Genomic DNA, 3461 nt, shown 5'->3' on the forward strand with positions numbered 1-3461 from the left:
CCTCCGCGGGTTCGAATCCCGCCTGCTCCGCCAGTTACATGTCTTGAATCATCCGCAGACATACGAGATCCCGCAGTTTTCTTCAAGAGAGCTGCGGGTTTTTTGTTTTCAGAAGCTTGGGGGCTACCCTCGCTGCGCTTGCACCATCTTCATGGCCGATGAAATCAGCGCTGACACCTCGGTCATATTGCTCGGCACGATGAGGGTCGTGCTGGCATCCGCAGCCACTTTGGAATAGGCGTCCACGGCTTTTTCGGCGACTTTGAGTTGCACGGCTTCGGCGCCACCAGGCTGGCGAATGGCCGCTGCAATGCGCTCAATGGCCTGGCCAGTTGCCTCGGCGACGGCCAGAATCGATTGGGCGTCACCCTGGGCCTTGTTGATCACGGCTTGCTTCTCGCCCTCGGAGCGCGCGATGAAGGCCTCGCGTTCCCCCGTGGCGATATTGATTTGTTCCTGGCGACGACCTTCTGACGCGGCAATCAAGGCGCGTTTTTCGCGCTCGGCTGTGATTTGCTGCTGCATCGCGTGCAGTATCTCTTTGGGTGGTGTCAGATCCTTGATCTCATAGCGCAGTACCTTGACACCCCAGTTCAAGGCGGCTTCGTCAATCGCCTGCACCACCTGGGCGTTGATGATGTCGCGCTCTTCAAACGTTTTGTCCAGCTCCAGCTTGCCGATGACGGAGCGCAGCGAGGTTTGCGCCAGCTGGGAAATGGCCGTGATGTAGTTGCTGGAGCCATAGCTCGCCCGCATCGCATCGGTCACCTGAAAATACAGGATGCCGTCCACCTGCAACTGCGTGTTGTCGCGGGTGATGCAGACCTGGCTGGCAATATCCAGAGGGATTTCCTTGAGCACGTGCTTGTAGGCGACCTTGTCCACGAAAGGCATCAAGAAACTCAAGCCCGGCGTCAGGGTGCCGTTGTATTTTCCGAGGCGCTCGACGACCCAGGCGTGCTGCTGCGGCACGACTTTGATCGACTGCGTGATGAACACAGCCGCGACCACGAACAAAATAATTGCAATTTCCATCAATTTCTCCAGTTAATCTACATCGCCCATTCGGGGCAAATTCTCACAATTTCTTGACAACCAGTCGGCTGCCGACGACTTCCACAATGCTGTGGAGTCCAGGCAACGGCGTGGCACCCGCCACTAGCGCCACCTGCCAATTCGCGCCGCGGTACTTCACCGAGCTGGTGCCATCCGCAGCCCAGGCTTCGACCTGAACCGTCTCACCGACATCCATGTTGACATCGGGATTGGCACTGGCGGTCAGGGCGGACGGTGTCTTTTGTTTGTAGCGGCGCCACGCCACGACGGAACCACCGCCAACGACGGCTGCCATCACCAACTGAACCGGGGTAGTGGCTCCCAGATGGGCCGCGACGGCGGCCGCGACCAGCCCGATGGACAGCATCAGCAAATAAAATGTCCCGGTCAGCAATTCGACCGCGATGCCCGCACCGGCCAGCACCCACCAGATCGTTGAGTCAGCCATATCGCCCTCATTGTGTTGATATCGCCACATTTTGAGGCAAAAGACAGCGCTCGCGAGAGACCTGACTTAATAAGTCCTTACACTTCGCGCCTGTTTCTTATTTTTCCCGTGCCTGGCTGGAGTTCTCCATGAAATTTCGCTTTCCCATTATCATCATCGACGAAGATTTCCGCTCGGAAAATACCTCGGGTCTGGGTATTCGGGCGCTGGCCCAGGCGATCGAGTCGGAAGGCTTTGAAGTGCTGGGTGTCACCAGCTACGGCGATCTGAGCCAGTTCGCGCAGCAACAAAGTCGCGCCAGCGCGTTTATTTTGTCGATTGACGATGAAGAGTTCACCCCCGGCCCTGATCTGGATCCCGCGGTATTGGACCTGCGCCATTTCATTGAAGAAGTACGCCGCAAGAATCTCGATGTGCCGATTTACATCTATGGCGAAACCAAAACCTCACGCCATCTTCCGAACGACATCCTGCGCGAGCTGCATGGCTTCATTCACATGTTTGAGGACACGCCCGAATTCGTGGCGCGCCACATCATTCGCGAAGCCAAAAGCTACCTGGAAGGTGTGCAACCGCCCTTCTTCAAGGCCTTGCTGGACTATGCGGAGAATGGGTCCTATTCATGGCACTGTCCCGGGCATTCAGGCGGCGTCGCCTTTCTGAAAAGTCCGGTGGGGCAGATGTACCACCAGTTTTATGGTGAAAACATGCTGCGCGCTGACGTCTGCAATGCCGTGGAAGAGCTCGGTCAACTGCTGGACCATGACGGCGCCATTGGCAAGAGCGAGCGCAATGCGGCGCGTATCTTCAATGCGGACCACTGCTTTTTCGTGACCAATGGCACCAGCACCAGCAACAAGATGGTGTGGCACCACACGGTCGCACCCAATGACGTGGTGGTGGTTGACCGCAATTGCCACGTGTCCATCCTGCACGCCATCATCATGACCGGGGCAATCCCGGTGTTTTTGAAACCCACGCGCAATCATTTTGGCATCATCGGCCCGATCCCCAAAAGCGAGTTCGAACCCGCCGCCATCAAGGAAAAAATCAAGGCCAACCCCTTGATTCGCACCCATCTGCACGACGTGGATGCCAGCAAAATCAAGCCTCGCGTGTTGACGTTGACGCAATCCACCTACGATGGCGTGCTGTACAACACCGAAACCGTCAAAGGCATGCTGGACGGCTATGTGGAGAACATCCACTTTGATGAAGCCTGGCTGCCGCACGCGGCGTTTCACCCGTTTTACGGCACCTACCATTCCATGGGAAAAAAACGTGCGCGCCCCAAACACGCCATGGTCTACGCCACGCAATCGATTCACAAACTGCTGGCCGGCATCAGCCAGGCCAGCCAGGTGCTGGTGCAGGATTCGCAAACCGTCAAGCTGGACAAGCACCTGTTCAACGATGCGTATTTGATGCACTCCAGCACCAGCCCGCAGTACAGCATCATCGCCAGCTGCGACGTGGCGGCCGCCATGATGGAGCCGCCCGGTGGCACCGCGCTGGTGGAGGAAAGCATTGCCGAGGCGCTGGATTTCCGCCGGGCCATGCGCAAGATCGATGAAGAATACGGCGACGACTGGTGGTTCAAGGTGTGGGGCCCCGACAAGCTGGTGGACGAGGGCATAGGCCGCGCCGACGCCTGGGTCATCAAAGGCGAATCCGCCAAAGCCAAGGCCGGTGTGAACTGGCACGGTTTCGGCAAGATGGCGACAGGATTCAATATGCTCGACCCGATCAAGTCGACCATCGTGACGCCGGGCATGGACTTGAACGGCAAGTTTGCCAAGACCGGCATTCCCGCCAGCATCGTGACCAAGTTCCTGGCCGAGCATGGTGTGGTGGTTGAGAAAACCGGGCTGTACAGCTTCTTCATCATGTTCACCATCGGCATCACCAAGGGCCGCTGGAACAGCATGCTGACGGCCTTGCAGCAGTTCAAGGACGA

The 3461-nt window shown here is 57.6% G+C and carries 3 protein-coding genes and 1 tRNA gene (1 of these 4 only partly in view); 2 read left to right on the top strand and 2 right to left on the bottom strand.

The features are described from left to right. Positions 1 to 33, top strand: a tRNA-Ser gene (locus tag B3V69_RS19050) (it extends 280 nt beyond the left edge of the window). Between the two features lie 90 nt (positions 34 to 123). Here the strand turns inward: B3V69_RS19050 and B3V69_RS19055 are convergent. Together B3V69_RS19055 and B3V69_RS19060 are read right to left on the bottom strand one after the other, a co-directional pair. Continuing rightward, on the bottom strand, positions 124 to 1035 hold the full coding sequence (locus B3V69_RS19055) for an SPFH domain-containing protein (protein WP_296448845.1): 912 nt from the start codon (positions 1033 to 1035) through the stop codon (positions 124 to 126). Positions 1036 to 1078: 43 nt separating this feature from the next. Next, entirely contained in the window at positions 1079 to 1504 is a 426-nt protein-coding gene (locus B3V69_RS19060) for an NfeD family protein (protein ID WP_296448846.1), read from the bottom strand. A 128-nt stretch (positions 1505 to 1632) separates the two neighbouring features. On the opposite strand from B3V69_RS19060, the gene B3V69_RS19065 reads away from it, so the two are divergent. Further along, on the top strand, positions 1633 to 3461 hold a 1829-nt coding region (locus B3V69_RS19065), incomplete at its 3' end, for an Orn/Lys/Arg decarboxylase N-terminal domain-containing protein (protein WP_296448850.1).

This window comes from Rhodoferax sp. UBA5149 (assembly GCF_002413825.1).
In the GTDB taxonomy this organism is placed as follows: domain Bacteria; phylum Pseudomonadota; class Gammaproteobacteria; order Burkholderiales; family Burkholderiaceae_C; genus Rhodoferax.

Coding starts and splice junctions, on each gene's coding strand:
- B3V69_RS19055 (WP_296448845.1), bottom strand. CDS start 1,035: ATGGAAATTGCAATTATTTTGTTCGTGGTCGCGGCTGTGTTCATCACG.
- B3V69_RS19060 (WP_296448846.1), bottom strand. CDS start 1,504: ATGGCTGACTCAACGATCTGGTGGGTGCTGGCCGGTGCGGGCATCGCG.